At 70.6% G+C, this 25,958-nt stretch carries 18 protein-coding genes; 4 read left to right on the top strand and 14 right to left on the bottom strand.

The genetic code is table 11. The features are described from left to right. Window positions 1-27: 27 nt before the first annotated feature. From ACW4TU_RS40075 to ACW4TU_RS40045, 7 genes are all read right to left on the bottom strand, one after another. Window positions 28-3,627: a DUF4082 domain-containing protein gene (locus ACW4TU_RS40075; RefSeq protein WP_457421599.1), complete on the bottom strand. Its 3,600-nt coding sequence runs from the start codon at window positions 3,625-3,627 to the stop codon at window positions 28-30. A gap of 78 nt (window positions 3,628-3,705) precedes the next feature. Next, window positions 3,706-4,824: a DegT/DnrJ/EryC1/StrS family aminotransferase gene (locus ACW4TU_RS40070; RefSeq protein ID WP_457421597.1), complete on the bottom strand. Its 1,119-nt coding sequence runs from the start codon at window positions 4,822-4,824 to the stop codon at window positions 3,706-3,708. After that, window positions 4,821-5,510, bottom strand: a complete 690-nt coding sequence (locus ACW4TU_RS40065; protein WP_457421595.1) for an acetyltransferase — start codon at window positions 5,508-5,510, stop codon at window positions 4,821-4,823. The genes ACW4TU_RS40070 and ACW4TU_RS40065 overlap by 4 nt, the downstream gene beginning before the upstream one ends. Next, complete coding sequence (locus ACW4TU_RS40060) at window positions 5,507-6,646, bottom strand: DegT/DnrJ/EryC1/StrS family aminotransferase (protein WP_457421593.1); 1,140 nt, start codon at window positions 6,644-6,646, stop codon at window positions 5,507-5,509. Before ACW4TU_RS40060 ends, ACW4TU_RS40065 begins: the two co-directional genes overlap by 4 nt. Further along, window positions 6,643-7,638 (bottom strand): NAD-dependent epimerase/dehydratase family protein, encoded by a 996-nt coding sequence (locus ACW4TU_RS40055; protein WP_457421591.1) that lies wholly within the window; start codon window positions 7,636-7,638, stop codon window positions 6,643-6,645. Before ACW4TU_RS40055 ends, ACW4TU_RS40060 begins: the two co-directional genes overlap by 4 nt. Window positions 7,639-7,667: 29 nt before the next feature. Continuing rightward, complete coding sequence (locus tag ACW4TU_RS40050; RefSeq protein WP_457421589.1) at window positions 7,668-8,723, bottom strand: Gfo/Idh/MocA family protein; 1,056 nt, start codon at window positions 8,721-8,723, stop codon at window positions 7,668-7,670. Window positions 8,724-8,746: 23 nt separating this feature from the next. Next, entirely contained in the window at window positions 8,747-10,186 is a 1,440-nt protein-coding gene (locus tag ACW4TU_RS40045) for a sugar transferase (RefSeq protein WP_457421587.1), read from the bottom strand. Between the two features lie 285 nt (window positions 10,187-10,471). On the opposite strand from ACW4TU_RS40045, the gene ACW4TU_RS40040 reads away from it, so the two are divergent. From ACW4TU_RS40040 to ACW4TU_RS40030, 3 genes are read left to right on the top strand one after another with little or no spacing between them, the layout of a single operon-like run. After that, window positions 10,472-11,338, top strand: a complete 867-nt coding sequence (locus ACW4TU_RS40040; RefSeq protein WP_457421585.1) for a glycosyltransferase family 2 protein — start codon at window positions 10,472-10,474, stop codon at window positions 11,336-11,338. Between the two features lie 26 nt (window positions 11,339-11,364). Next, window positions 11,365-12,636: an MFS transporter gene (locus ACW4TU_RS40035; protein WP_457421583.1), complete on the top strand. Its 1,272-nt coding sequence runs from the start codon at window positions 11,365-11,367 to the stop codon at window positions 12,634-12,636. A gap of 31 nt (window positions 12,637-12,667) precedes the next feature. Then, on the top strand, window positions 12,668-13,690 hold the full coding sequence (locus ACW4TU_RS40030) for a TolB-like translocation protein (RefSeq protein WP_457421581.1): 1,023 nt from the start codon (window positions 12,668-12,670) through the stop codon (window positions 13,688-13,690). Window positions 13,691-13,745: 55 nt separating this feature from the next. On the opposite strand, the gene ACW4TU_RS40025 is transcribed toward ACW4TU_RS40030, so the two are convergent. The 4 genes from ACW4TU_RS40025 to ACW4TU_RS40010 form a co-directional block, all read right to left on the bottom strand. Further along, window positions 13,746-15,014, bottom strand: a complete 1,269-nt coding sequence (locus ACW4TU_RS40025) for an SGNH/GDSL hydrolase family protein (protein WP_457421579.1) — start codon at window positions 15,012-15,014, stop codon at window positions 13,746-13,748. Window positions 15,015-15,018: 4 nt separating this feature from the next. Continuing rightward, the gene (locus ACW4TU_RS40020; protein ID WP_457421577.1) at window positions 15,019-17,433 is read right to left on the bottom strand and encodes a glycoside hydrolase family 95 protein; all 2,415 of its coding nucleotides are present in this window, start codon (window positions 17,431-17,433) and stop codon (window positions 15,019-15,021) included. Window positions 17,434-17,459: 26 nt separating this feature from the next. After that, the gene (locus ACW4TU_RS40015; protein ID WP_457430557.1) at window positions 17,460-19,259 is read right to left on the bottom strand and encodes an alpha-galactosidase D; all 1,800 of its coding nucleotides are present in this window, start codon (window positions 19,257-19,259) and stop codon (window positions 17,460-17,462) included. Between the two features lie 125 nt (window positions 19,260-19,384). Next, complete coding sequence (locus ACW4TU_RS40010; RefSeq protein WP_457421575.1) at window positions 19,385-20,569, bottom strand: ROK family protein; 1,185 nt, start codon at window positions 20,567-20,569, stop codon at window positions 19,385-19,387. Between the two features lie 267 nt (window positions 20,570-20,836). Here ACW4TU_RS40010 and ACW4TU_RS40005 point away from each other — a divergent pair, with 267 nt between their 5' ends. After that, window positions 20,837-23,755 carry a helix-turn-helix transcriptional regulator gene (locus ACW4TU_RS40005; protein ID WP_457430555.1) on the top strand — a complete coding sequence of 973 codons (2,919 nt, stop codon included), beginning with the start codon at window positions 20,837-20,839 and terminating at the stop codon, window positions 23,753-23,755. A gap of 75 nt (window positions 23,756-23,830) precedes the next feature. Here the strand turns inward: ACW4TU_RS40005 and ACW4TU_RS40000 are convergent, their stop codons facing one another. The 3 genes from ACW4TU_RS40000 to ACW4TU_RS39990 all read right to left on the bottom strand — a co-directional run bounded on the left by ACW4TU_RS40000 (window position 23,831) and on the right by ACW4TU_RS39990 (window position 25,529). Next, window positions 23,831-24,688: a hypothetical protein gene (locus tag ACW4TU_RS40000; RefSeq protein ID WP_457421573.1), complete on the bottom strand. Its 858-nt coding sequence runs from the start codon at window positions 24,686-24,688 to the stop codon at window positions 23,831-23,833. 113 nt (window positions 24,689-24,801) lie between these two features. Beyond that, window positions 24,802-25,083, bottom strand: coding sequence for a hypothetical protein (locus tag ACW4TU_RS39995; RefSeq protein WP_457421571.1), 282 nt, complete (start codon window positions 25,081-25,083; stop codon window positions 24,802-24,804). A gap of 41 nt (window positions 25,084-25,124) precedes the next feature. Beyond that, window positions 25,125-25,529, bottom strand: coding sequence for a hypothetical protein (locus ACW4TU_RS39990; protein ID WP_457421569.1), 405 nt, complete (start codon window positions 25,527-25,529; stop codon window positions 25,125-25,127). Window positions 25,530-25,958: the final 429 nt, after the last annotated feature.

Here is a 25,958-nt window from a genome sequence, read left to right as displayed (position 1 = left end):
AGGCCACCGCCGGTGGGTTGTGATCGGTCAGTTCTTCTTGCGGACGGTCTTGCTGGTGAGGGTCCAGACCCGGGACGTCACCGTGTGGTGCTGCTTGTCCTGGGCCGTGACCGTGATCCTGAACCGCGTGCCGTCCGGCAGCGGGGTGGACAGATGGACGGACACCTTGTGGGTGGCCCGGTTGTAGGAGAGGACGGCCTTGGCCTTGAGCTTCCCGGCGGCAGCGGCCTTCGCACCCGGCAGGACGGTCACCGTCGCCTTCACCGTGGACAGCTTGGCGGTGCTGGGCAGCGAGGTGACCAGGGGGTTCGCCGCGTCGGCGGTGTGTGCCAGCGCGGAGGTGCCAACTTCCGAGGAAGTGCCCGACGTCAGTGACGCGGACGGGTCGTCGGCGGTGAAGACCGGACCGACCCAGTAGTTCGCGGATCCGTAGGAACCGTTGGGGAAGGCCACGTCACTGCCGTACCGGTACAGCCCGTTGTGGGCCGTGCTGATGTCGGCGGTGGCGGTCAGCGGATAGGACTTGTGGGCCGACGCGAAGTAGCCGCCGTCGACCGCGTAGTTGCCGTTCGGCGCGTGGTAGGAGACGACGTACGCGGTGTCGGCGCTGATCGCCACCGGGGTCGCGAAGGTCATCGTCTGCCAGCCGGAGGCGGACTCGGTGGTGAAGGTGCCGGAGGCGAGGAGCGTGCCGTCGGCGGACCAGAGGCTGCCGGTGTGGGTGCCGGTGTTCGTGGCGCCCTTGTAGAAGGTGACACCGGTGACCCAGCCGCTCGCCGAGGACTGGAACCTGGTGCCCAGTTCGAGGGAGTTGGGGTCGTCGGTGACGGCGGTCCTGGCCGGCACGGTGCTGGTGGTCCACAGCGTGCAGGGGCAGGTGACCGCGGGCGGGGTGGAGCTGGTGGTGAACGACCACGTCACCGGGGCGGTCATGGCGTTGCCCCACAGGTCCTCGGCCTGGACGGACGCGGTGTACGTGGTGTGCAGTTCCAGTTCCGTCGACGGGGTGAAGGTCGCCTTGTTCGACGCGGGGAGGGTGATGGCCCCCGGCACGGTGTTGCCGTTCGGGTCCTTCACGGTGAACGTCAGCGTGTCGGCGTCGATGGCGTGGTCGAAGACGGCCGACACCGGTGCCGTGATCGACGCGCCGGTCGCCCCCGACGTCGGTGAGGTCGAGGTGACGACGGGCGGGGTCGTACTGGCCGTCGAGGTGTCCAGCACCACGTCCACCCAGTAGTTGCTGCCCGAGGACGCCGAGGACGGGAAGGCGCTGGTCGAGCTGTAGCGGTAGACGCCGTTGCCGCCGTCGGTGCCCGACTGGAGTGCGGTGAGCGGGGCCAGGCCGGCCGCGCTGTTGGAGAAGTAGCCGCCGTCGTAGGAGTATCCGCCGTTCGGGGCGAAGTACGAGGCGACGTAGGTGGTGTTGGCCTTGACGGTCACCGGGGTGGCGAAGTTCAGCTGCTGCCAGCCGGAGGCCGTCTCGTTGGTGAAGGTGCCGGTGGCCAGGCGGGTGCCGGAGGCGCTCCACAGGCTGCCGGTGTGGGTGCCGGTGTTGGCGGGTGACTTGTAGAAGCGGACACCGGTGATCGAACCGGCCACCGTGGTACGGACCTTGACGCCGAGCTCCAGCGGACCGTTGTCGCCCGCGTTGAGGGTGCCGGGCACCGAGGTGGCGGGCCAGACGGTGCAGGGGCACGCCTGGGGGCCGACGGTCACCGGGATGGTGGTGACGGCGCCGATGTTGACGCTGTCGTCCACGGCACGGACCTTGACGGACGCGGTGCCCGGGGCAGTCGGTGTCCAGCTGTAGGTCCAGGACGTCAGTCCGGTGGCGGCGTTCCAGGTCGTTCCGCCGTCGGTGGACACCTCCACGCGGGCCACCACGCCCCCGGAGTCACTGGCGGTGCCACTGATCGTGACCGGCTTCAGTGCCGGGACGGTGACCCCGGAGGCCGGGCTCGTCACGGTGACGGCCGGGCCGGTGGTGTCGGTGGTGGCCGTGGCGGAGACGAGGTTGCTCTGCAGGGTCAGCGGCTGGACGCCCATGTCGGCGAGGATGTTCACCGTCGCCTGCTGCATCCGGGCGTCCTCGGTGACCACCACGTCGTCGGGGTCATAGGTGGGGAGGTTGGTGAGACCCCACGACCACTGCACGGTCCCCGACCCGAACACCAGTGCACCGGAGTCCTGGTCGCGGAACTCGACGAGACTGTGCGTCGCGGTGCCGTTGCCGTACATGTTGCCCCAGTCGAGGCGGTACTTGCCGTCGGTGATGTCCACTGTCGTGGACGACACGTCGATCGCACCGGCGGGTCTGGTGCTGTTGGTGAGGTCGCTGTCCCACTCGTAGCCGAGCGTGCCGGTCGGGAAGGTGGCCGTCTGGCTCGACGTGAGGTTGGCGATGGAGGTGTTGCGCCAGATCCGGTTCCTGCCGTACGAGCCGGGGACCGTGATCGCGTCGTCGCGGGAGCCGTTCACCTGGAACATGGAGCCGGTGAGGATGTTCGGCGGCTGGTAGGTCTGACCGTAGGAGGTGCTGGTCGGGTCCATCCAGGTGCCGGTCCAGGTGCCGCTGGGGTCGGCGATGCCGTTGCCCTGCGCCATCTTGGTCATCTTGTAGCAGACCAGGGTCCGGTTCGCCGTGCTCGTGCCGTCGTTGCTCGCGGCGAGCCGGGTCTTCCAGAACACCTCGTTGCCGCTGAAGAAGGCCTGCCGGACGCCGGCCTTCCTGGCCGCCAGGACGTTGGAGTACTGGCTCTGCGTCCAGTACTCGTCGTGGCCGGAGGACAGGTACACCTTGTGCTTCGGCAGCAGGGTGGCGCCGTTGGCCGACACGTCCACGCCCGACAGATAGCTGACGTCGTAGCCGTTGCGCTCCAGCCAGGACAGCATCATGAACTCGGAGCCGTAGATGCCGTTGTCACCGCCGATGTCCAGCGGCCGGTTGTAGCTGACCTCGTAGGCACGGCCGTCCGGCGCAGGGCCGGCGCCTCCGTAGAGGTCCTGGCCGCCGTAGTCGTTGTAGGCCTGCCAGGTCTGGTCGCTGGTCTGCACGACGATGTTGGAGGTGCTGGAGTCCTTGCGGACGACGAACGGGTACGGCATGAGGCCGTCGCCGTCGTTCTGTGTCAGGTTCGCGATGTACAGGCCGGACACCGCGTCGCTGGGCACCGTCCAGTTCACCGTCACGGGCCAGCTGCCGCAGTCCACCAGGCCGGTGCTGCTCTTGGTGGTGCAACTGGCGGGGTTGGAGGTGTAGTTGGCCGGATAGTTCACGGCCACCTGGGCCGCGGTCGAGATCAGGCGCGCGCCGTCGCCGCCGTACCAGCCGAGTCGGTAGATCTCCACGTGGTACGAGACCGGCGACTGGATCTTGAACTGGACGGTGTCACCGGCCTGGACGCTCTCCTTGGTGGAGAACCCCTTGATGCCACCGTAGGCGTTCGGCGCGTACCAGTCGGACATCGGGCTGCCCGACTTGGAGTTCTCGCAGACGATCGCGTTCGAAGCCGTTCCGCACGGATCGGATGCCGCCTGTGCGGGCAGGGCCTGCGGGAGCACCGCCCATATCAATGCTGCTACGACGGCGAGGCGCCCGCCCCGGATCCGTCTGCTCCATCTGTTCATGTGTACCTCTCAGCGGTGCTGTGCACTGTGCAGGGGCCGACCCATGCAGTCGGGGTGGAGCGTGAATGTGGGGGCCGGTCAGCTTTGGAGCGCCCTGGCGAGCGTGTCCACGACGCGCTGCTGCTGATCGGGGCTTATTTGGGGGAAGAGCGGCAGCGACAGGATGCGGTCCGCCGCCTTCTCGGCGTGGGGGAAGTCGCCGCGGGCGTGGCCGAGATGTCGGTATGCCTCGGTGAGGTGGACGGGGGCGGGGTAGTGCACGCCCGCGCCGATGCCTTCCGCGTTGAGCTTGCCTACGACGTCGTCGCGGTCGGTGCCGGCGACCTGGACGACGTACAGGTGCCATACGTGGACGTTGCCGACGTCCGTCGTGGGGAGCACGAGCCGCCCGGCGGACGCCAGGTCGGCGAGCAGTGTGTCGTAGCGGGCCGCGGCGGCCCGCCGGGACGCGTTGCCGTCCGCCAGCCGGGCCAGCTTCGCCCGCAGGACGACGGCCTGCAGACCGTCCAGGCGGCTGTTGAACCCGGGTACGTCGTGGCGGTACTTGGCGACGCCGCCGTGGTTGGCGATCGCGCGCACCAGGCCGGCCGACTCCTCGTCGTCGGTGAGCACCGCGCCCGCGTCGCCGTAGGCGCCCAGGTTCTTGCCCGGGTAGAAGCTGGTCGCCGCGATCCCGCCGTTGCCCGGCGACCGTCCGTCGCGGGTGGCGCCCTGGCACTGGGCGGCGTCCTCGACGACCCGTACGTGGTCGGGCAGCCGACCGGCCAGCCCCGTCACCTCGGCCATCTGCCCGTACAGGTGCACCGGCACCACCGCGCGGGTGGCCGGGCCGACCGCGTCCAGCGCGGCCTGCGGGTCGAGCAGGTAGGTGTCGGGCAGGCAGTCGGCCAGGACCGGTCGCGCGCCGATCCGGGCCACCGCGCCCGCGGTGGCGATGAAGGTGTTGGCGGGTATGACGACCTCGTCGCCGGGCCCCACCCCGCTCGCTCGCAGGGCGAGTTCGACCGCGTCGGTGCCGTTGGCGACGCCCACGCAGTGCGCGACACGGCCGAACTCGGCGTACTCGCGCTCGAAGGCCCCCACCTCGTCGCCGCCGATGAAGGCGGTGTTGGCCAGGACTCGTTCGAATCCGGCCCGTACCTCGTCGGCGACCTCCTCGTGGGCCGCCTTGAGGTCCACCAACGGAATCTGGTTCATGCGACTGGTCCCCCCAGTTGCTGTGTCAACAGTTCGTCCTGCGCGGGCGCCGCCGCCGCGCGCAACCGCCGGGCCGGGCTCCCCACCCAGACCTCGCCCGGCGGCACATCACCGAGCACGGCACTGCCCATCCCGACCAGCGACCAGGCGCCGACCACCGTGCCCTCCCTGACCAGGGCCCCGGAGCCCACATAGGCGCCCCGCTCCAGCCGCGCTCCCCCGCCCAGCCGGACGCCGGAGGCGATCGTGGCGAAGTCCTCGACCACGTCGTCATGGGTGAGGACGGCCTGCGGCATCACCGCGACATGCGCGCCCACCCGCACGGCGGCGGTCAGGACGCAGTGCGCGAGCAGCACCGAGCCGGGGCCGACCTCCGAGGTCGCCGACACCGACGCCGTCGGGTGGATCACGGTGGCGTAGCGGTCCGTGGACAGGCCGAGCCTGCGGACCAGGCGGGCCCGGGCCGCGTAGTCCCGGGGGTTGCCCACACAGATCACGACCCGCGCCCCGGGCAGGTCCTGGACCAGGTCGCAGCCGCCGAGTACGGGCACGCCGTCCACCTCGGTACCGTGCAGGGCGGAGTTGTCGTCGAGGTGCCCGAGCATCTCTATGTCACCCGCGTCCCGTACGGCCTGTGCGGTCTCCCGGGCGAAGCCGCCCGCGCCGATGATCAGGAGTCCGCTCATCTTCGGGCCTGTTCGCGCAGCGCCGCCACGACGCGGTCCTGCTGGGCCTCGGTCAGCGTGTGGAACAGCGGCAGGATCAGCGAGTCGCGGCTGATCCGCTCGGTGACCGGCAGCGGCGCGCTGGGGTGGCCCTCGTAGGCGGGTTCGAGGTGCGAGGCCATGATCCCGCGCCGGGCGGAGACGCCGGCCTCGGCGAGCGCGGCGAGCAGGTCGTCCCGGCCGACGGGGAAGTCCTCGTCCAGCAGCACCCAGTAGGACTGGAAGTTGCTCTGCCCGTGCTCGGGGTCGCGTACCGGGGTGAGGCCGGGGACGTCCCGCAGCAACACGTCGTAGCGGGACGCCAGTTCGCGGCGGCGGGCGATCATCGCGTCGAGTTTGCCGAGCTGGACCAGGCCGATCGCGGCCTGGACGTCCGTCATCCGGTAGTTGTAGCCGACCTCGAGGTAGCTCTCCAGGACCGGCTTGCTGCTCGAATGGCGTTCGGCGGCCGAGGCGTTCATCCCGTGCTCGCGCAGCCGGCGCAGGCGTGCCGCCCACTCGGCGTCGTCGGTGGTGATCATGCCGCCCTCGCCGGTGGTGACGAGCTTGCGGGGGTGGAAGGACCAGGCGGCGATCAGCGCGCCCTGTCCGACGGGCTTGCCGCCGACGGTCGAGCCGATGGCGCAGGCCGCGTCCTCGACGAGGGGCAGGTCCCAGTCGGCGCAGGCGGCGCGCAGGCTGTGCACCTCGGCCGGTACGCCGCCCTGGTGGACGGCGAGGACGGCCCTGGTGCGGGGGGTGCGGACCGCGTCCACGGTGGCCGGGGTCAGGTTGCCGGTGGCGAGGTCGACATCGGCGAACACGGGTTCGGCGCCGACGTAGCGCACGGCGTTGGCGGTGGCGATGAACGACAGCGAGGGCACCACGACCTCGTCGCCGGGCCCGAGACCGAGCGCGACGAGCGCCAGGTGCAGGGCGGTGGTGCAGGAGCTGACGGCGATGCCGTGTTCGGCGCCCACCCGCTCGGCGAAGGCCTGTTCGAAGGCGGCGACCCGGGGGCCCTGGGCGACCCACCCGGACAGCACGGCGTCGGAGGCGGCCTTGGCCTCCTCCTCGCCGAGCCAGGGGATCATCACCGGGATGCGGTCGGTGCTCACTTCGCGGCCTCCGCTGCGGCGGCGTCGGCGACGCGCTCGGCACGCCACCACTCCACCAGGTCCCTGAGCCCCGTACGCAGGTCGATCCGCGCCGTGAAGCCGAGCCGCTCGGCGGCCTGGGTGGTGTCGGCGAGCCGCCGGACCACGCCGTTCACCGCGCGGGCGGGCCCGTGCTCCGGCTCCAGGCCGGACGCGCCCATGGCCTCCAGCAGACCGTCGGCGAGTTCGCGCAGCGAGGTCTCCGTACCGCTGGCGACGTTGAACACCTCGTCGGTGAGGTCCGACTCGGCGGCCAGCACATTGGCTCTGGCGATGTCCCGGACGTCGACGAAGTCCATGGTCTGGGTGCCGTCGCCGAGGATCAGCGGCGGCTCGCCCGCCTCGATGCGCTCCATCCAGCGGATGAGCACCTCGGTGTAGAGGCCGTGGATGTCCATCCGGGGGCCGTAGACGTTGAAGTAGCGCAGCGCCACGTAGTCCAGTCCGTACATGGCGTGGAAGCTGCGCAGCATGCCCTCGTTGAAGGCCTTCGCCGCGCCGTAGAACGTGTCGTTGTTGTACGCGTGGTGGCGCTCGGTCGTCGGGAAGGTCTCGGCCATGCCGTAGACGGACGCCGAGGACGAGGCGATCACCTTGCCCACCCCGGCCTCGGCCGCCGCCTCCAGGACGTTGAAGGTGCCGTCGACCATGACCTCGTTGGCCAGCCGGGGTTCCTGCGCGCACTGGGTGATGCGTATCGCGGCGAGGTGGAACACCAGGTCGGCGCCCTCGGTGACCTTCCGTACGGTGGCGGCGTCCCGGATGTCGCCCTCGACGACCTCGACGACGCCGCTGGGCATGGCCTTGGCGAGGTTGGCCCGCCGTCCGCGCACGAAGTTGTCCAGCACCACGATCTCGCGGGCGCCGCCCTCGGCCAGGAGGTCGACGAGATTGGAGCCGATGGTGCCCGCTCCCCCGGTGACCAGGATCTTCTTGCCTCGTACGCTGCTCAACTGCCCTGCCCTCTCAGTGAATGGGAACGTCAACGTCCGGCACGCAGACCGACGACCGCGCCCTTGAATTCCAGACTCCGGGACGCCGCCTCGAGAATGTCGAGCACCCGCAGGCCGGCCCGGCCGTCGGTCAGCGGCGCCCGGCGCTGTCTGATCGCGTCGCCGAACTCGTCGACCATGCTGCGCAGCGCCTCCTTCTCGCCGATGGCGGGCGCGACCATGTCTCCGGAGCGGTAGGACACGAGCATGTCCCGGCGCTCGTCGGCGCCGATCTCCTGCGGCGCGGCGAGGTCCACTCCCCGGTCGTAGACGGCCACGCGCTGGAGGGGGTTGAGGTCGTCCCAGACCAGGGTCCGTTTGGCGCCGCCCACCATGGTGGTGCGGACCTTGGTCGGCGACAGCCAGTTGACGTGCACGTGGGCGATGGCCCCCGTGTTGAGCTGAAGCGTCAGATAGGCCACGCAGGCCTGTCCCGCGCCGATCGGGTCGGCCCCGTGGGCGGCGACCGCGACCGGCTCGACGTTGTCCGGGAGGATGAAGTCCAGGATCGACAGGTCGTGCGGGGCGAGGTCCCACATGACGTCGATGTCCTTCTGGACGAGCCCGAGGTTGATCCGGACCGAGTCGACGAAGTGGATCTCGCCGAGTTCCCCGGAACGGACCAGCTCCCGGATGCGGCCCACGGCGGGCGTGTAGCAGTAGGTGTGGTCGCACATCAGGGTGAGCCCACGCTCCTCCGCCTCGGTCACCAGGCGCATCCCGTCGGCGTAGGTCGACGCGAGCGGCTTCTCCACGAGGACGTGCTTGCCGGCGCGCAGGGCGGCCAGCGCGATGTCGAGGTGGGTCCCGGCGGGCGTGGCCACGGCGATGGCGTCGACGGTCGGATCGGCGAGGACGGCCGCGTAGTCCGAGGTGGCCTGGACGGTCGAGTAGCCGCCGAGGACCCGCTGGGCCCGGTCCACGTCGAGGTCGCACAGCCAGCGCAGCCTGAACTGCTCGCTGGCCTGGAAGTTGCGTACGAGGTTGGGACCCCAGTAGCCGGCCCCGACGACCGCGATCCCCAACGGTTGTGCGCCCTGCGTCACTTGGTTCCTCTTCCGTCGGTCCATCAGTAGGCCCCCGTTCCGCGCACCACCGCGGACCCGGTGCGCGCCAGGATCTCCAGGTCGAGACCCATCGACCAGTTGTCCACGTATCCGAGATCGAGCCGGACGGCCTCGTCCCAGGGCAGGTCGGAGCGTCCGCTGACCTGCCACAGCCCGGTGAGGCCGGGCTTGACGAGCAGGCGGCGCTTGACCTCCGGCGTGTACTCCTCCACCTCCTCGGGCAGCGGCGGACGAGGGCCGACGAGCGACATGTGGCCGCTGATCACGTTGATCAGCTGCGGCAGTTCGTCGAGCGACGTGCGGCGCAGCACCGAGCCGACCCGGGTGATCCGCGGGTCCTCCTTCACCTTGAACAGCAGACCGTCGCTGTTCTCGTTGAGGTGCTCCAGCTCCGCCCGGAGGGCCTCCGAGTCCGGCCGCATGGTGCGGAACTTGAACATGGTGAAGTGGTCGCCGTACCGGCCCACCCGCTGCTGCCTGAACAGCGTCTGCCCGGAGCTGTCCAGCCGGACGATCAGGGCGATCAGCAGCATGGGCAGCGCGAGGAACGCCAGGAGCGCCGCCGCGAGCGACCGGTCGAGCAGTTCCTTGGGCAGCCGGGAGATCCGGGTGAGGTTCGGGGCCTGTATCCGGACCAGCGGCACCCCGTTGGTGGGGCGTACCGCCAGCCGGGAGGCGGACACGTCGGTCAGTACGGGGGCCAACAGGAAGTCGACGCCCTGCACGGCCGCTGTCCAGGACATCCGGCGCAGGACGGAGGCATCGGCCTCGGGGATCGGCACTGCCACCACGGTGCTGATGCCCATGACCCGGACCACGTCGTCCATGTCGCCGACGCCGCCGAGTACGGGGAGTCCCAGCTTGTGGATCTCCGACCGGTTCTTCGGATCGCTCAGGCAGACTCCGGCGACGTGCAGTTCCTGTGTGCCGCCTCGGCGGAGTACGGCGACCAGTTCCACGATGCCGCGTGACGGCCCGACCAGGAGCGTCGTGCTCCGGTCCCGGCCGCGGGCCCATCTTCGGTGCAGTCGGCGGCGGAGCGCGTAACGGCCGGGGAGGGCGATCACGACAGCCGGCACTGTGGCCATGATCATGTCATGAAGAAGTCCCTCGTCGTGCGCGACCAGATAGTGCGTGCCCGCGGCCAGCGCCGGCAGCACAAGGGCGCCGCGGAGCACCCGTCGATACTCCTCGGTTCCCAGACCCAGAGCGGTGCGGTCGTAGGAACGATGGGCGACCATGACCACGATCCACATCGGGGGCAGCACCAGGGCCACCGCCCAGCGGCCGTACACCGCGTGGATCAGGAAGGCCGCGGCGACGGCCGCGAAGCCGTCCGCGACCAACAGGGCGATCCGGTATTTGCGATCCCAACGTCTTCGGCGAGCTTCCGGAGTCCTGCGTTCCACAACCGGTTGCTCATGCGTGACCTCAATGGCCATGCTCCCCCCACCACATGCGCGGCTACCCCCCGATCGAAGTGCCCTCCACACAGCGACACTGGAAAGCCAGGGAGCGTCAGCGGTTCCCCAACCGCTTCATGCCCCCCAGCATGCATTTCCTGCAAGTTCAAATTCGTGCAAAAAGCCGCACCATGACATCAAGTCAAGGACAGTTCCCCACCCAAACCGGTCCGGCGGCACTCAATCTAGACCACAGAACGCAATGACGGGAACGGTTGAACGAAACACACATCGCATTAGTGACACTGACGGCATACTGCCCACGTGACGAGCATCGTGATCCCGGCCCACAACGAGGCGCAAGTCATCGGCCGACTCCTCGATTCGCTGATGGTCGACTCCGCCGACTCCGCGGACTCCGCCGACGGCGAGACCGACATCGTGGTCGTATGCAACGGTTGTACGGACGACACCGCGCGGATCGCCGCCGCCCGCGGACCGCGCGTCCGCGTGGTCGAGATCCCCACCCCCTCGAAGCACGCCGCCCTGCGCGCGGGAGACGACCACGCGCGTGGCTTCCCCCGCCTCTACGTGGACGCCGACGTCGTGATCACGGGCGCGGACGTACGGGCACTGGTCGAGCCGCTGAACGACGACACCTCGGGCATCCTGGCCACCGCCCCCGAGCGGCGGATCCCGCTGACCGGCTGCGGCTGGCGGGTGCGCGCCTACTACCGGGTGTGGCAGCGCCTCCCCGCCGTACGCGAAGGGCTGTTCGGCCGGGGCGTCATCGCGCTCTCCAAGGCCGGGCACGCCCGGATCGCCGTGCTGCCCCCGCTGATGGCGGACGACCTGGCCGCGTCCCTGGCGTTCGCTCCTGGGGAGCGGCTCGTGGTCGGCGGGGCCGGTGTCGTGGTCCACCCGCCGCGCACCTGGCGGGATCTGATGAGACGGCGGGTCCGGGCCGCCGTGTCCACCGCCCAGGTGGAGCAGCATCAGGGGCCGGAGGACGCCTCGGCACGCACGAGCGTGGCGGATCTGAAAGCCCTGGTCCGCAGGGATCCGAAGCTCCTGCCGAGTGTCGTAGTCTTCCTCGCGGCGGCGGTCGCCGCCCGGCGGGCATCCAGAAAGGCCATCCGGGCTCAGGACTTCGGTACCTGGCTACGGGACGAGAGCAGCCGGCAGAACTGATCGCACCGCACCTGGAGTTCCCGATCATGTATCTCACCGACCGTTCCGCCCCCGGACAGGCGGACACCGAACAGGGCCGAAGACGCGGCCCGGGGCACAAGGTCGCCCCGGTCGTGCTCGTGCTGGGCTCGGTCAGTCTGATAACCGACATCTCCTCGGAGATGGTCACCGCCGTTCTGCCGCTCTACCTCGTCACCACGCTCGGTTTCACCCCGCTGGTGTTCGGCACCCTCGACGGTGTCTACAACGGCGTCAGCGCGCTGGTGCAGCTCACCGGCGGCCACCTCGCCGACCGGGTGCGCAACCACAAGCTGATGGCCGGGCTCGGGTACGGCCTGTCCGCGCTGTGCAAGCCGCTGCTCCTGCTCGTGAGCAGCATCGGCGCGCTCGGCACGGTCCTCGCCCTGGACCGGACCGGCAAGGGCCTGCGCACCGCGCCGCGCGACGCGATGATCTCCCTGTCCACACCGTCCGAGAGACAGGGCCGCGCCTTCGGCGTGCACCGGGCGATGGACACCACGGGCGCGATGCTCGGCCCACTGGCCGCCTTCTTCATCCTGCGCGCGGCGACCGACGGTTACGACGCCGTGTTCGGCGTGAGCGCGTGCGTCGCCGTGCTCGGCGTGCTGGTGCTGGTGCTGTTCGTACCGGGCAGACGGCAGGGCGCACGGCCGGACGAAACGGGCGCGACGGACACCAAGCCGCCCGTGCGCGTACGCGAAGCGCTGGCGCTGCTGCGGCTGCCGCGGCTGCGGGCACTCGCGATCTGCGCCGCGCTGCTCGGCCTGACGACGGTCAGCGACGCCTTCGTCTATCTCCTCCTCCAACGGCGTGCGGGCATCGCCGACGAGTGGTTCCCGCTGCTGCCGCTGGGCACCGCCGCGGTGTTCCTGCTGCTGGCCGTGCCCCTCGGCACACTGGCCGACCGGATCGGGCGGCGCACCGTGTTCCTCGCCGGGCACGCCAGTCTGCTCACCGCCTACGCCCTCCTGCTGTGGGCCCCGGCCACGCCGGCCCTGCCCTTCCTCGTCCTCGCCCTGCACGGCGTGTTCTACGCGGCCACCGACGGCGTACTCCCGGCCGCCCTGGCCGACATCGTGCCCGAGCAACTGCGCGCCAGCGGCCTCGCCATCGTCGGGACGAGCCAGGCGCTGGCCCGGTTCTGCTGCTCGCTGGCCTTCGGCGCCGCCTGGACGGTGTGGGGCGACGGCCCGGCACTGGCCGGATCGGCGGTCGGTCTGCTGTGCTGCGCGGCCGTCGCGGGCATGTTGCTGCGGCCGAGCGGTGAAACCCGATGACCACCACAGTCACCACGCCCCAGGGATCCCCATGACATCGCTGCGCCGCCGCCTGCTCATACTCGTCACGGGGGTGCTGATCCTCGCGGGCGTGGCAACCGGCGTGGTCCTGCACGCCGCCGACCGCGCGGACCGGGCGAACCGGGCGCAGCCGGGCGGTCCCTCCGTCAGCACGGGCAGGCTGACGCTCGACCAGAAGAGCCGCCTGACGTTCGTCAACGCCGCCTCCGGCCCGCATCGCACCGCGGTCGCCTCGGTCCCGTCCACCGACCCCGGGGCCGGCCGGACCGCCTCCGACCTGAAGTGCGCGCGCTTCTACGCGGCGGCCGGCACCGGCGTCTGCCTCCAGTCCGTCCCCGGTGTCCTCAAGCAGAGCAACCGCGCCCTCCTCCTGGACGCGAACCTCCGCACCCTGCGCACCTATCCGCTCGCGGGCGCTCCGAGCCGGGCCCGGGTCTCGCCCAGTGGCCGCTTCGTCGCCTGGACCGTCTTCGTCTCCGGCGAGTCCTACGCGTCCGCCTTCTTCTCCACCCGGACGTCGATCCTGGACACCCGCACGATGAAGCTGACGCCCAGCCTGGAGACGTTCTCCATCGTCCTCGACGGCAAGCCCTACCGCGCCTCGGACGTCAACTTCTGGGGTGTCACCTTCGCCTCCGACGACGACACCTTCTACGCCACCCTCAACACAGGCAGCAAGACCTACCTGGTCCGCGGTTCGCTGTCCGAGCACAAGGTCACCACCCTGCTGGAGAACGTGGAGTGCCCCTCGCTCTCCCCGGACGGGACGCGCGTCGCCTTCAAGAAGCGGGTCCTGTCCCGTACCGCCCTCTGGCACGAGTACGTCCTCGACCTGGGCACCCTGAAGGGGACGGCGCTCGCCGAACGCCACAGCGTCGACGACCAGGCCACCTGGCTCGACAACAACACCGTCGCCTACGCCCTCCCCACCGACGGCAAGGTCGGCAGCAGCGACCTGTGGACCGTACCCGCGAACGGCACGGGCAGCCCCCGCCTGCTGATCGCGGGGGCTTCTTCCCCGGCGCCGCTGTAGACGGCGGCGGACGGGCCCGCCCGCGTCGAGGTGAACGCGGGCGGGCTCGTCGCGGTCAGGGGGCGCCGCGATCGCAGGAGAGGTCTCGCAGCCGCACCGCGTCGGCCATCGCCTGCATACCGGTGTCGTTGGGGTGGAGGTGATCGCCGTTGTCGAAGAACGGCAGGATCCGCTCGTGGTCGTAGGGGCTGCGCAGGATGTGGTCGAAGTCGGCCACGGCGTCGAACTCGCCGCCGGTGCGGATGAATTCGTTGACCTCCCGCCGGACCGCCTCGGCCGCCGCGTCCCACTCGGACCAGCCCTTGAAAGGCCCGACCGTCGCCCCGACGACACACATGCCGGCCGTGTGCGCACGGTCGATGATCCGGCGGTAGCCGCCGATCAGGTCCTCGGCCGTGACACCGGTGTGGGCCTTGATGTCGTTGACGCCCTCGAAGAGAAGGACCGTGCGTACGCCCGGGTGGGAGAGCACGTCCCGTCGCAACCTGTTGAGGGCGCTCTGCCCGGCTCCGTCGGCGAGGACCTTGTTGCCGGAGATCCCCTCGTTGGCCACCCCCTCGATGTCGGTGTCGTCGGCGGCCCGAAGGCGGCGGGCCAGGTAGTCGGGCCAGCGGCGGTCGTGATCGGCGGTGGACTGCCAGCCGTCGGTGATGGAGTCGCCCAGGGCGACGACCGCACCGACGTCCGGGCCCGTCCGTACGGTGACGGCGTCCAGGTAGAACCAGGAGCCGGTGGTCCCGGTCCAGTTGGCCGCGCCCTCCTCCGCCACGTGGTCGCCCGCGCTCGTGTAGGACGTCCGCATCGCCATGCCGTGACCCGTGGCCGGGCCGCCGGCCTCGGCCGCGTACAGGCTGACCACCAGCGAGGTCGCCGCCGGCAGCCGTCCGGGCAGCGGATCACTGAGCACGGTCTCACCGGCGGGTACGGTGACGGACCGCTCCCCGCCGAACGTCAGCGGCCGGTTGCTCCCCCGGACCAGGGCGGCGCCCTCCTTCTGCACGCCCGCGTATGCCCGGCCGAGGGTCAGGGGCCGGTCGCCGAAGGCGTTGGACAGGCGGACGCGCAGGTGGGTGCCGCCTGCGCTGGTCCGTACGACGAGCCGGTATCCGCGGTTCGAGCCGGCCTCGCCCATTCGGTCGGCGCTCGCACCCCAGGTGACTGTCTCGTGCGCCGAGGCATGCGCGGGAGTCGTGGCATGGGCGGGAGTCGTGGCATGGGCTGCCGTGGCCGACGCCGTCAGCAGCTGTGCGGCAGCGGTCCATGCGACGACCGGAAGGGCGAGTCGCCGAAGCAAGCCCGGGAGGCGGACGGTGTGTCGACGCACCGCTTCACCGCCCCAGGTCGCGCAGCGTCACGGACCGGCCGGGTGACAGGGTGAGTTCCCGTCTCCTCGCCCCGTACGCCAGCGTGGTCGTGCGGCCTCCGACACTCGTCACCGTGGCCTCGGTCGGCCTGCCGTCCTTCCAGCTCAGATCCACGGTGAAGCCGCCGCGTACGCCCACTCCCGTGATCGATCCGGACGCGGCCCAGGCGTCGGGCAGCGCGGGCAGCAGTTCGACATGGCCGGGGCGTGAGTACACGAGCATCTCGATCATCGCGGCGGGCGTGCCGAAGTTGGCGTCGATCTGGAAGATGCCGCGGCCCTGCTCGACCTGGTAGATGTCGAACAGGTTGGGCGCGGTGCCGTTGCTGCCGTCGGCGGAGGGCCGCAGGTTGTTCACGACGAGCTGGTAGGCCTTCTCGGCGTCCTTCAGACGGGCCCAGCACAGACTGCGCCAGGCGTTCGCCCAGCCGAAGCTCTCCATGCCGCGCGCGGTGAGCAGCGCCGTCGCGCCCTCGACGATCTCTTCGGGCGTTGATCCGTCCGGGCGGATCCGGTCGCCGGGGAACAACTGGACGAGTGGGGAAAGGTGCCGGTGGGTGCTCTCCCCCAGGTTGTCGGGGGACATCCACTCCTCCAGCCAGCCCGTCTTCGGGCTCACCTGAGGCAGGTAGAGCCGTCTCTGCAGGCCGGCGACGGTCCGGGCGTACGCACTGTCCTTGCCCAACACCTCACATGCCTTGCGGTAGTTGGCGAACAGTGACCAGACCAGTTCCTGGGCGTACGTGATGCCCTTGGCGTCGAGCGGGCCGTGCTCGGGCGACCAGTCACTGTCGGCGACGAGGACCTCCCGTTCCCCGCCGGTGACCGGGTCCGTGACGGTCGTCGTCAGCAGCCTCGCCTCCCAGAACTCACAGGCGCCCTTGAGCATCGGGTGGATACGGGCGAGGTGGGCGCGGTCCTGGGTGAACTCGTAGTGTTCGTAGAGGGAGTTGCACAGCCAGGCGTTGCCGGCCGGGTGCCACCACCAGCCCATGCCGCCGTGGATGTTGGTGGAGATGCCGACGGTCCAGCCGGCGATCCTCCCGGTGGAGTTGCGGTAGCGGTTGCGGGGGTCGTTGAAGTGGGTGCGGGTGAGTTCGGTCCACGAGGGCAACTGGGCCAGGCAGTAGTCGGTGAAGGCGTCGAAACAGTCGGACAGGGCGGCCCGGTCGGCCATCCAGTAGTTCATCTGGAGGTTGATGTCGGTGTGGTAATCGCCCATCCAGTCGGGGTCGTTGCCGTCCAGCCACAGGCCCTGGAGGTTCAGCGGCAGACTGCCGCGTGAGCCGGCGATCATGAGGTAGCGACCGAACTGGAGGTAGGACGCCTCCAGTTCGGGATCGGGCGTGTCATCCGTGTGGCGTGCCCTGATCCGCTCCCAGGTGTCCATGCCCCGTTGCGGCGCGGTGGAGGTGCCGAGCGACACGTCCATGCGCTCGAACAGCCTCCGGTGGTCGGCGACATGGGTGTGCAGCAGGGTGGTCGCGGAGTGCCCGGCGGCGCCGAGGACCTTGGTGCGCGCGAGCTTTCGGGGGTCGAGCGACGGATCGCGGTAGTCCTTGGCCGCGTCGGGCGCGTAGTCGGTGCCGCCGGTGACGATCACCGTGACGCTCCCGCAGTTCCGGAAGGAGATCCGCGCCCCGTCGACGGCGACGGTTCCCCCGCTGCCGTACGCGGTGACGGCCGCCCCGTACCGCAGCCGGTTGGGCAACTGCGCGCCGAAGGAGGCGTAACGGCCCGCCGGTACACCCGTGGTGGTCTCACCGTGGGTGCCCTCCAGGCTGATGTCACCGGTGTAGCGCCCGCCGCCGTCCTGGGTCAAGTGCAGGACGATGACGTCGTCGGGGGCGCTGGCGAACACCTGCCGCCGGTACGTCACACCGGAGCGCACGTAGGAGGCGGTGACCAGGCCCTGACGGAGGTCGAGGGCGCGCCGGTAGCCGGAGACGGCCGAGAGGTCGTGGTCGGGTATGTCGACGGTCAGCTTGCCCAGCAGGGTGAACGAGCCGAAGTTGTCGCGGGCGTAGGGGAACTGGCCGTCGTTGTCGAGGGTGCCGTTGCGTTCCCCGGTCCACATGGTGGCGTCGGTGATGAACAGCCGTTCCCGGCCCGGGTCGTTGCTCACGAGCGCCCCGAGGCGGCCGTTGCCGACCGGGAGGCCCTGGGTGATCATCGAGCCGTCGTCGGCGGGTGCCTGCCACCACAGTTCGGTGGAGGTGCCCTTGGGCAGCATCGGGGAGTCGGCGGGTCTCGCGGGTGCGGCGGAGGCGGTGAATGCGGGCCCGCCCAGGGCGGCGAGGGCTCCGGAAGCGGCGGCGAAGGAGAGAAGGCCGCGTCGGCCGGGGAGGGGTCGCGGCGAATCGGGGCGTGGGGTGTCCATGGATGCGCTCCCTTGCGAATCGGCCGTCAGGACAGGTTCGGTACGTCGACCCGGTCGATGTCCGGGGCGTAGCCGTCGCCGCTGTCGAAGGTGATGGTGTTGGCGCCGGCCTTCAGGTTGAGCGGCACGCTCACCGTCTCGACGGTCCCCCAGTCGCCGGTGGAGGGGAACTTGTGGCTGGTGGCACCGCCGCCGTTGGCGGAGATCCGCACGGACCGCGCGTCGCCGCTGACGTAGGCGATGTCGACGACGTACCGTCCCGCCTTCGCGACCGAGACGCCGTTCACCGTGAGCTTCCCGCCGACGTAGAGGTTGCCGACCTTCTTGCCTCCGGAGCAGGCCCCGCAGCCGGCCACCGAGGCGTTGCCGCTGAGGGTGTTGGTCCCCGACTCCGCCTCGTAGGCCGTCTTGGCCAGTGCCGGGCCCTGCTGGGTGACGGTGAACAGCCGCGAGCCGTGCGTGGGCAGCGCCTGCGTGACCTTGTCCGTGTACGTGCCGAGGTTCTCGTGGTTCCACAGGTCGCGGACCTTCGCCTTGCCGGAGAAGCCGAGGGTGGACCAGTCGGCGGTCACGGACGCGGGCGCGTTCCCGAGGTTGAACAGGGCGACGGTGAAGCTGCCGTCGGGGTTCTCGGCCGCCCAGACCTGCTGGTCGTCGGAGGGGGTGAGGGGCCTGGCGGGCGGGGTGGCGCCCTGGTTGACCGCGATGACCTCCTTGTTGGTGAGCAGGGAGAGCCCGTAGGAGTCGAGGCGCGTCAGGTCGTCACCGGTGTAGAGGGGCGACTTGGCGACGGCCCACAGGGTGGCGTAGCTCTGCCGTTCGGCCTTGGTGAGCCCGTCCATCTCGCCGTTGCCGACGTTGAGGGAGTCCAGGTCGTTCCAGCCGCCGGGGCCGGCGTGGCGGGTCCAGGCGGGGGTGTCGTCCCACCGGTCCTCGACGGAGTTCTCCCAGGTGACCAGCGTGTTGCAGTAGCACTCGACGTCGGTGTCGACGCGCCAGCCGTTGGAGTAACGCTTCCAGTCGGCGGCATGGCCGATGTCGAGGGACCAGGACAGTTCGAGGTGGATCGGCCGGCCGGTGGCGGCGATCGCCTTCTGCCATGCGGCGACATCGGCAACGTTGTCGTAGTTCTCCCCGCTCTTGAACGAGCCCGGACCGACACCGTCCAGTTTGAGGAAGTCGTAGCCCCAGTCGGCGAACAACCGGGCCTGGGAGTCGATGTACTTCTGGGCACACGGCCGGGAGAAGTCGATCTTGTACGCGCTGTCCCACCCGTTGGTGGTGCGCAGGTCGCCGTGGACGATGTCGGCGGTCGTGCAGTCCCCGGCGTTCCAGACGGGAACCCGGCCCTCGCCGTACGCCTCCTTCTCCAGGCCGACCGGCAGATAGATGCCGGCCTTGAGCCCCTTGGCGTGGAGGTCGTCGGCGACGGCCTTCATTCCGCGGGGGAAGCGCCCGGGGTCGGCGGCCTGTCTGCCGTATCCGTCGAAGCGGGGCTTCCAACTCATGTCCCGCCACCAGCCGGCGTCGATGTTGACGTACTCGTAGCCGTACGGCCTGAGCTTGGCGGCGAGGGCGTCGGCCTGCTTCAGGACGTTCTTCTCGGTCAGATAGCTGTAGTCGCCGTCCGGGTTGAGCCCCGGATACCTGGACGACTGCATGCTCCAGCTCGTCCAGCCCATGTACGGCCGGTCCGTCGGCGCCGGGGCGGCGTCCGCGGCCGGGGTGGCCGTGGCGGCGGGGGTGAGCGCCGCGAGGCCGGCGGTCAGGGCGAGGACGAGCAGAGCTCTGCCGGTGCGGCGGGCTCGGTAGGGGGACAACCGCATGACTGTGACCTCCGGGTCGGTGAAGGACGTACGGGTTCGCGGGTGCGGTGCTGGTCCGGTTGCGGGCGCGCCGAATCGCGCGTCCTGGGCGGCGGGGTGGAACGGACGGGCCTCGGCGGTCCGCGTCACTGCTCCTTGGGCGTGTCCGATCTGATGAAGGACTGGATGGCGGTGGCCGCCGCGCCACGTGCCCACTCCTCGAAGGGCAGCGGACGCGTCCTGACGTCGCAGCGCGCGGCGGCGCCGAAGGCGGAGGCGGCGAAGGTCTCCCTGATCCGCTCGGCGAACAGGTCGTAGGCGGCGAGTCCTTCGCCGGAGATGATCACTCGTTCGGGTCCGAGCAGATTGACCACGGACCCGATGGCCCGTCCGATGGCCGCGCCCGCACGCGCGTACACCTCGCGGGCTCCGGGGTCGCCGCGGTGGGCGAGTTCCAGAGCCTCGGCCGCGTCGGCCACGTCGATCCCGGTCTCCGCCCGTACGTCGCGCACGATCGCCGAGTCGGAGGCGATGGCCTCCACACAGCCCCGGTTGCCGCAGTGGCACCGCGGGCCCGCCGGGTCGAGGGAGAGATGCCCGATCTCACCGGCGACACCGTGCGCGCCGGACACCACCCGGCCACCCACGACAAGACCGCAGCCGATACCGGCACCCACCGTGACCAGGGCGAAGTCGGACAGGCCCACGCCCGCGCCGAACCACTGCTCGGCGACGGTGAGCGCGCGGACGTCGTTGTCGACGGTGACCGGCAGCCCGACGGTCATGGCGGCGAGGTTCGCGAGCGGCACGTCACGCCAGTCGAGAAACGGGGAGTACCGCACCATGCCCTCCGCGCGGTCCACCTCGCCGGAGACGGCGACTCCCACGCCCCTGACCGGTACCCCGAACCCTTCGGCGTCGGTGAGCAGTTCGAGGACGAGGCCGCTGAGGGTGGCGAGCACTCCCCCGGGGCGCCGGTCGCCGAGCGGGGTGTGGCGGGCGACCCTGATGCGGCAGCACAGATCCGTCAGCACGGCGATGATCTCGTCGCCCGTCACCTTGACCCCGATGAACAACGCACGGTCGCCGTCGACCCGCACCGGGTTGGCGGGGCGGCCGAGCGCCCGCCGGTGCTCCTCGTCGACGTCCTCGATCAGGTATCCCGTCTCGATCAGAGGCCGGACGGCCTTGGTCACCGCGGCGGGAGACAGGGCGGCCCGCCGTGCGATCTCCGCCCGGGTGAGCGGGCCGTGGGAGAGCACGATGGTGAAGATCTGGGCGGCGGCGGGCGTATGGGCCGGGAACGTCTCGGAAGGGGGCGACGAGAGCATGGCCGGAACGTACGGTTCATTCTTTTCTGTTGTCAATAAAAGAAGCACGATTACTGTGAAGTCGCTGTCCCTCCTTCTCGTACTCGCGCGTCAGCCAAGGAACGACAACCGCGTCCAAGAGCTCGCGGCGAGGGCGGAGCCGACGGTTCACCGACACGGCGGTTACGACGATCAACAGGAGAGAATGATATGTGAGGGGAATGTAAAGACAAGGGGGCAACTGTGGTAGCGGACAAGGTAGTTGGGGACAGCGGGGACGGGGCCCCGTTGCTGGGCCGCTCCGTCGAACTGGCCCGGTTCGACGCGCTGCTCGACCGTGCCGCAGACGGCGCGCGCGGCACGGCACGGGGCGAGGATCTCCGTGACAGCGGCCGTTCCCGGCTCGTCGACATCACCGGTGAGGCCGGCATCGGCAAGAGCCGGCTGCTCGGCGAGGTCTGCGCGCGGGCGCGCCGACGCGGAATGACGGTACTGCGCGGCAGAGCCACGGAGTACGAGCGGCAGGTGCCGTTCCAGGTGTTCACCGACGCGCTCGCCCACCTCGACCCGCACGCCCTGGACGGCTTCCAGGAGACCGACGCGGTGGCGCCCCTTCTCCAGCGGAGCGGCGCGGTCGACCGTTTCGGACTGCACCGGTCCACGGCCGCCCTGCTCGCCCGGCTCGCCGCCCCGTCCGGGCTGCTGCTGGCCCTCGACGACCTGCACTGGGCGGACCCGGCGTCACTGGAGCTGCTGGACCATCTCGTACGCCATCCCGTGCACGCCCCCGTCGTCCTGGCCGTGACACGCCGTGACCGCCAGAGTCCCGAGTCCCTCGCCGCCAGGCTCACCCGAGAACTCGACACCGGCACGGTCGTCAGACTCGGTCTGAGACCGCTGAGCGCACGCGACTGCGCCGAACTGGCCGGCCCCGGCCTGCCGCCCTCCGAGTCCGCCGCGCTGTACGCCACGAGCGAGGGCAACCCGTTCTACTTCCTGACCCTCCTTCAGGCCCACCGCGGGGGTACGTCGTCCGAGTCCTCGGCGCCGCCCGGACTCGGCACCCTGCTGCTGGACGAACTGACCGCGCTCGCCCCCTCCCGGCGCGGCATCGTCGACGCCGTGGCGGTACTGGGCGAGCACGCCACCCCGGCGATGGTCAGCCGGGTGACCGGCCGCTCCGGCACCGAGTTCACCGCCGACGTCCACGCCCTCACCCGACGCGACCTGTTGCGCTCCGCCCCGCAGGGCCTGCTGACCCTGCGTCATCCGGTCGTGCGAACCCTCGTCCACGAAAGCACGCCTTTCTTGAGGCGCGTCGAGATCCACCGGCTCGCAGCGCAGGAACTGGCCCGCGCGGGTGCCTCCGCCGCCGAGCGGGCCCACCATGTGGAACAGTCGCTGACCGCCTGGGACCCGGCAGCGGTGGCCGTGCTCGACGAGGCCGCCGCACGAACCGCCCGAACGGCCCCGGCGAGCTGCGCCCACTGGCTCGATGTGGCACTCCGCCACCTTCCGCACACTCCCGAACACACCGCCCGGCGGCGTGAGTTGATCCTGAGGCGGGCCCGCGCCCTGGCCGCGTGCGGTGGTCTTCGCGAGAGCCGCGACCTGCTCCAAGAGCTGATCGCCACCCCGCGGCGGTCACCCGGTGGCCCGGCCACCGGCGAGAACCAGGGCCGCCTCAGAGCGCGCGCGGTCGTCCTGTGCGCGCTGGTGGAGCGTCATCTGGGGCGCTGCACCGAGGCAGTCGCGCTGTTGCGCCGCGAGCTGGCTCGCGGCCCCGCCCCGGCCGACGTCGTCCGGCTCGGCCTGGAGCTGGGCTCGGCCGCGCCCCAGGACAGCGACACCTCGTACGCCCAGGTGCGCACCGAGGTCGAGGTGGCGCTCGCGGCGGCCCGGTCCATGGGGGACGAGGTCGGGGAGGCGGGCGTCCTCGCCGTCGCCGCCCTGGGAGAAGCGTACGAGGGCAACATGACCGCCGCGCATGGATTCGCCCGGCAGGCCGCCGCCCTGGTCGACTCCCTGCCCGACAACGATCTCACCGCGCTGTGCGAACCACTGGCCCGGCTCGGCTGGGCGGAGGCCTTCCTGGAGCACTACCCGGACGCGGAGCGGCACGCGCAGCGCGGCCTCGACATCGCCCGCCGCAGCGGCCAGCTCTATGTCGTGCCCCATCTGCTGCTGTGCCTGTCCCATGTCCGGGTCCAGACCTGCCGGATCTCCTCGGCGCTGGAACTCGCCGACCAGGCCGAGGACATCGCCCGCGGGATCGGCAGCGACCAGTTGCTCGCGTTCGTACTGGCGAGCAAGGCCGCGGCACTCGTCGCCGCCTGCCCGCCGGGCGATCCGCGCCCTCTCGCCGTCGCCGAGGAGGCGGTGGCCGCGGCCGGTACCGGGGTCGACTGGTGGGCCTCCACGGCCTGGTGCATCTTCGGTTGGGCCGCGCTCATGGCCGGCGATCCGGTCCGCGCCCGGGACGCGATGCTCCGGGCGGGCGGCCCCGAACTGCAGCGGATCCAGCCCTCGATGCGGCCGCTCTACCTGGAGATCCTGGTCACGTCCGCACTGGTGACGGGCAGGGCCGAGGAGGCCTGCGGCTGGGCCGAGCGGGCGCGTAAGGAGGCGGAACAACTGGGGCTGCCGATGCTGCGGGCGTCCGCGCTGCGCAGCGCCGCCCATCTGCCGCTTGCGCAGGGGGACACGGCAGCGGCGGCGGACCTGTTCGCGGAGGCCGCGGCGGAGAGTGCCCGCTGCGGCGCGGTCTTCTGGGAGGCCCACTCCCTGCTGCTCGGCGCCCCGCTGGAAGCGGCGGCGGGCCATGGCCGGGACGGCACGCGCGCCTGGCTCAGGGGGCGCCGGCTCGCCGAGGCGGGCGGCAGCGGAATGCTGGTCGGTCTCGCCGACGCCACCCGTCCGCCCGGTGACGGCTCCGAGGCTCCGTACGCTTCCCCGGACCGCGCCGAACTCACCCAGCGGCTGGCCACCCTGACCGCCCGGGAGCTGGAGATAGCCGAACTGGTGGCGCAGGGGCTCACCAGCCAGGCCATCGCGGACCGGCTCTACCTCAGCCGGCGTACCGTCGAGACCCATGTCTCCCGCGCCTTCCGCAAGACCGGGGTCTCCTCACGTACCGCCCTGGCCACGCTGATGACCCGCCGCCGCACCGGGAGCCGTTTCGGGGACGCCCGCGCGGAGCAGGACTGAACCTGGTCCAGGTGCCCTCGGCGGTGACCGGTGAGCTCTGCGAACCGGCCACCGCGGTCTCGGCCGGGAAGCCGCCTACCTGACGTCGACGAAGTCGCCGGGCGCCGTCGCGGAGCCGGTCGTGGCGGTGCCGGCGAAGACGAAGCGGTAGTCGCCGTCGACGCCCGCCTTGGTGGTGGTGCTCAGGGCACCGGTGCGGCTGGTCTTGACCGTCTTGAGGGTGGTGTAGGTGCTGCTGCCCTTCTTGCGGAACTGCAGCTTCACCGGCTGGGTCGCGTATCCCGTGGTCTTGCCCGTGCTCCAGTCGGCGCGGGTCAGCTTGCCGGTGACCGTGATGGTCTTGCCCTTCTTCACCGGCTCCGGGGAGGCGTTGACGGTCAGCTTGGCGGCACGCTTGATGCTGGTCCTGGCGACGTCGTCGTCGTAACTGGCGTTCGCGTAGAGGTCGTAGGCGCCCAGGAAGAGTTTCCAGGTCCCCGCGATGCCGTTGCCGTCCTTGAAGTCGACCGCGGGGTCGATGGTGAAGACCGTCTTGCAGCTGTAGCTGTAGCCGCCCTCGACCGTCGTCTCCGTGCAGACGGGGTTGTCGTCCGTCCCCAGGGCGCCGGTGATGGTGTCCGTGCTCGAACTGTCGGTGCCCTGCCACAGGAACGCCATGGTGAGCGCTACGCCTTCCTCGTCGAAGGCGGTGAACGTGACGGGAACGGCCTTCTTGCCCGTTACGCCGAGCACGATGTCCTTGCCGTTGTTGACGACTCCGTCCTTGAAGGTGGTGCCGCCCAGCGAGTCCTTCGGCTGAACGCTCCACGAGGCGAGGGCTCTGAGATCCGTCGCCGCCCCAGGGCGCTCCGCTGCCTGGGCGGCGCCCGGAAGAACGAGCGCCGAGAGTACGACGGCGCAGGAAAGGACGGTGGTCGCAGTGTGCATACGCATGTGATTCCCCCAGGTGAGGTCGGGCGGTCCTGCCGAACTGACCTTATGGCAGGGCCCGTTGATGTGGTGAAGAGAGGTCGGTGCGCGCCCGGATCCCGCAGAACGGAAGGGGCTCAGGGCGTGGGAGAGCGGAGGACGTCGTCGAGGTCGAAGCTGTGGTCGGGCGTCGGGTAGATGCTTGTCGGGTAGCGGCTCGTCGGGTGGAAGTCCGTCGGCCGGGAGCCCGGTGTGGGTACGTCGGCCGGGTCGGCGGTGGGCTTGCCGTCCGGGCTGCACACCTGCGGTGCCGAGGGCTCGGACAGTTCGTGGTCGGCGACCCGCTGCGACCGGAAGTCCACATGTGCGCGACCCCAGGCGTCCTCTTCGCCGCCGACCTCGACTTCCTTGACAGGCACGACGGAGTCTGTCCGCCCGTCCAAGCGTCTCGGTACGTACCTCATCGGTCGAACCAGTTCCTGGCTTCCACGGTGCTGAAGCCCCGCAGCACGAGGAGGGCGAAGGCGATGCCCGGGAGAACCGAGACGCCGGCTCCCTGGAGCAGGCCCAGCACACCGCTCAACAGGCTCAGCGCCTCGATGACGATGACCGTGACACGTATCCCGTTCAACCGCCTGTCCGCGAAAACGCCGCACAGCAGAAGCGCCCCGGCGATCAGCAGCGACAACACCGCCAGGAACCGGAGCAGCCCGGCCCCCTCGTCCTGACCGTGATCCGCCGCGTCGTTCACCACGGCCAGCAGCAGGGCGCCGGCCGCCAGGTTCAGCACGGCCTGGACCCATACCCCCACCAACGCCAGCCTGACGTTCTTCGGCAGCTGCGCTTTCACGCTCGGTGTCGTCATGGAGGCAAGAAAACGGCACGCGTGTCAGGGACACCTCGGTAGGAGTACGTATTCCATGTACGTATGTGCCATCGCCGCTGGCCGCCGCGGCTCGTACCGGTCGAAGGACGGTTTCGCGCACAGCCGGAGAGATCCGCCGGCGTCGAACCATCCCCGCGTCCCACGTCGACCTCACGCGGAACCACCAGGGGCACGCCTCAATCGGGCCAGCGGCGAGCTCCTGTCGAGCCACACCGCACTGGACCTCTCGAACCCGCCCGCGGCGGATTCCCCTACCGACGGGCGAGGCTCCACCACATGTGCGGGCGTGGAGTCTCGTGCCCGTTCCCCCGGTGCCGATGTCCAGGGCCTGTCCGGCGGATCATGCCGGAGACGCGGGGCTTGGCACGCCCTCCCCCAGAGGGGGGACCCCTGCGGCGTTGTCGTCGG

The sequence above is a fragment of the Streptomyces kryoterrae genome, assembly GCF_054072135.1.
This window is presented reverse-complemented; position numbering and strand designations above follow the sequence as displayed.

Excerpts from the sequence above, each read along its gene's own strand:
- ACW4TU_RS39990 (WP_457421569.1), bottom strand. The coding sequence starts at position 25,529 with ATGACGACACCGAGCGTGAAAGCGCAGCTGCCGAAGAACGTCAGGCTG.
- ACW4TU_RS40000 (WP_457421573.1), bottom strand. The coding sequence starts at position 24,688 with ATGCGTATGCACACTGCGACCACCGTCCTTTCCTGCGCCGTCGTACTC.
- ACW4TU_RS40030 (WP_457421581.1), top strand. The coding sequence starts at position 12,668 with ATGACATCGCTGCGCCGCCGCCTGCTCATACTCGTCACGGGGGTGCTG.
- ACW4TU_RS40065 (WP_457421595.1), bottom strand. The coding sequence starts at position 5,510 with ATGAGCGGACTCCTGATCATCGGCGCGGGCGGCTTCGCCCGGGAGACC.
- ACW4TU_RS40020 (WP_457421577.1), bottom strand. The coding sequence starts at position 17,433 with ATGGACACCCCACGCCCCGATTCGCCGCGACCCCTCCCCGGCCGACGC.
- ACW4TU_RS40070 (WP_457421597.1), bottom strand. The coding sequence starts at position 4,824 with ATGAACCAGATTCCGTTGGTGGACCTCAAGGCGGCCCACGAGGAGGTC.
- ACW4TU_RS40075 (WP_457421599.1), bottom strand. The coding sequence starts at position 3,627 with ATGAACAGATGGAGCAGACGGATCCGGGGCGGGCGCCTCGCCGTCGTA.
- ACW4TU_RS40045 (WP_457421587.1), bottom strand. The coding sequence starts at position 10,186 with ATGGCCATTGAGGTCACGCATGAGCAACCGGTTGTGGAACGCAGGACT.
- ACW4TU_RS40015 (WP_457430557.1), bottom strand. The coding sequence starts at position 19,259 with ATGCGGTTGTCCCCCTACCGAGCCCGCCGCACCGGCAGAGCTCTGCTC.
- ACW4TU_RS40035 (WP_457421583.1), top strand. The coding sequence starts at position 11,365 with ATGTATCTCACCGACCGTTCCGCCCCCGGACAGGCGGACACCGAACAG.
- ACW4TU_RS40010 (WP_457421575.1), bottom strand. The coding sequence starts at position 20,569 with ATGCTCTCGTCGCCCCCTTCCGAGACGTTCCCGGCCCATACGCCCGCC.